The sequence below is a fragment of the Lamprobacter sp. genome (assembly GCF_034860625.1).
Lineage (GTDB): Bacteria > Pseudomonadota > Gammaproteobacteria > Chromatiales > Chromatiaceae > Lamprobacter.
Map to the genome: position 1 here is coordinate 1 of NZ_JAYESN010000372.1, position 2,285 is coordinate 2,285.

Consider the following 2,285-nt stretch of genomic DNA (forward strand, 5'->3'; position numbering starts at 1 on the left):
GTGCACGCGCTGCGCGCGGGCGGCCCGGCACCGATTCCGCTGGAGGAGATTTTGGAGGTGAGTCGGGTGACGATTGAGGTGGCTGGGGAGGAAGGCAGTGAGGCAGTTAGGCAGTTAGGCAGTTAGGCAAGTAGGATGGGCCGGGTCGAAAAGCTGGTCGCGAAGATCCTGCGTGGTGCTTCGGACGCGAATATCGGTTTTGATGACCTCTGCGACCTGTTGAGGAAGCTAGGCTTTCAAGAGCGTGTTCGCGGTAGTCATCATGTTTTCCGCAAGCAGGGCGTTGAGGACAAGATCAATCTGCAACGCGAAGGCAATCACGCCAAGCCGTATCAGGTCAGGCAGGTTCGGGCTGTTATTTTGAGGTATCGCCTGCTCGAAGAGGGTGATGATTGATGTTCAAGTACGAGACGATCATTTACTGGAGTGAGGAAGATGGGGCTTACCTTGCCGAGGTGCCCGAGTTGCCGGGGTGCGTTGCGCACGGGGACAGCTATGAAGCCGCCTTGGGGCAAGCGCAGGAGGCGATCCAGCTTTGGATCGATACCGCTGCAGAGTTCGGCGATCCAATCCCTGAGCCAAAAGGCAGGAAGCTGATGTATGCCTGAAACTAGACTGCTCGACATCATCGCCGGCGCGCGGCCGAACTTCATGAAGGTGGCGCCGATCATTAAGGCGCTACAGGCGCGGGCGGCGGCGGGTGGCCCGCTGCGATACCGCCTGGTGCATACCGGCCAGCACTATGACCCCCGCCTGTCGGGGTCTTTTTTTGAGCAGCTGGGCATCCCGCAGCCGGATGTGAATCTGGAGGTGGGCTCTGGCACCCAGGCCGAGCAGACCGCCGCGATCATAACGCGTTACGAGCGGCGGCTGCTGGAGTCGCCCTCGCGCCTGTGTCTGGTGGTGAGCGACGTCACCTCGACCATGGCTTGTGCCATTGCTGGTGTTCCTGATCGAGGGCTTCGTGCGGCTAAGGGGTCGGACCCCATTTGATGCCTTTCGGCGCTGAAGCGGAATGTCGTGCGGACTGTCGACCGGACCAAAAGACATGAGCGAACCGGCCCTTGAGCTGCTGTCGGGTAGGGACAGGTCATTACTGACCTATCCCCCCCTAAGAACCGTGCGTGCGACTTTCACCGCACACGGCTCAAGCCTTATGTAAGCCCTATTCATCATAGAGCCGGCAGTGCTTCGGTTTTATGCTTGCTATGGACTAGGCGATGGCAGTTTCCGTGGAGTAGTCTCAGGTTATCCAGTGTGTCTGGGCCTCCGAGGGATTTAGGGTGAACGTGATGGATCGCCCATTCCTCTCCTTCGACCAAGATCCTCTGGTGGCAGATCGGGCATTTCCCTTCCTGCCGGAGCCAAAGACTCTTCACCCGCCCCTGTTGAGCCTTCTTCATGGCGTTGGTTTCCCGCTGCTCGAAGTAGGATTCCCATTCGGGATCGAATGGATTGGCATCAGCCTTGATTTTGACATGACGGCGAATCGGCGTCTCCGCGTGAGTGAGGAGTCTTGCAAACCGTTTGGTTCCGTCTTTTGTCGTTTCCCAGTATCCGAAGACCCAATCCCTTCCACCGTAGTTGTAGAAGTACCGGTCTTTGATCCACCGCTCACCCTTGTGGGGGTGTCGTCGCTTCGCCCATTTCCAGAGTGCTTGCCAGATCCTGTGATCGACCTTGTTGAAGATCTTCTTTGAGACCTGGTTCGCGTGATAGGCTGACCATCCCCGTATGATGGGGTTCAGCCGGCCCATCAGTGCTTTCTGGCTATTCCCGTTCATCTCCTTGATGACCATTCTGATCTTGTTCAGGTGGGCTTTTACATTCTTCTTGCTGGGCTTGATGAGGAACTTGCCGTTGTATTTCCGGATGTTCCAGCCCAAGAAGTCGTAACCCGTTTCGATATGCGTGTAGTGAGTCTTCTCTTGCGAGAGTTCCAGACCCCTGACTTCCAGGAAATCCTTAGCAGCTTTTTTCGCTAGGCAACAGCGCCAGTGTGCACTTGTAGTCACAATGAAGTCGTCTGCATATCGCACCACATTGATCTTGGCCTTCTTTTTCTCCTTAGCTCCCATCTTCCCGATGTGGGAGTGGATGGCGTCTTCGAGACCATTCAGAGCCATATTGGCCAAGGTAGGAGAAATGATACCCCCCTGAGGTGTACCTGTTTCCGTTGGAAAGAGGGAATGTTTCTCCATGTAGCCAGCTTTCAGCCATTTTCTGAGTATCCCCCTATCCATGGGGATGTTGGCGAGTAACCAGTCGTGGCTGATATTGTCAAA

General features: G+C 56.0%; 3 protein-coding genes and 1 pseudogene. 3 read left to right on the forward strand and 1 reads right to left on the reverse strand.

The genetic code is table 11. The annotated features are described in order from the left end of the window. The first annotated feature begins 135 nt into the window (after positions 1–135). The 3 genes and pseudogenes from VBE63_RS27680 to VBE63_RS27690 form a co-directional block, all read left to right on the forward strand. A complete protein-coding gene (locus VBE63_RS27680) occupies positions 136–396 on the forward strand; it encodes a type II toxin-antitoxin system HicA family toxin (protein WP_323686207.1) in 261 nt (86 codons plus the stop codon). Continuing rightward, positions 396–608 (forward strand): type II toxin-antitoxin system HicB family antitoxin, encoded by a 213-nt coding sequence (locus tag VBE63_RS27685; protein ID WP_323686209.1) that lies wholly within the window; start codon positions 396–398, stop codon positions 606–608. Before VBE63_RS27680 ends, VBE63_RS27685 begins: the two co-directional genes overlap by 1 nt. Then, a pseudogene (locus VBE63_RS27690) lies at positions 601–942 on the forward strand (UDP-N-acetylglucosamine 2-epimerase); the annotation flags it as partial. The gene VBE63_RS27685 and the pseudogene VBE63_RS27690, both read left to right, overlap by 8 nt. A gap of 230 nt (positions 943–1,172) precedes the next feature. On the opposite strand, the gene VBE63_RS27695 reads toward VBE63_RS27690, so the two are convergent. Next, positions 1,173–2,285 (reverse strand): group II intron reverse transcriptase (locus VBE63_RS27695; RefSeq protein ID WP_323686208.1); only part of this gene is annotated, 1,113 nt, incomplete at its 5' end.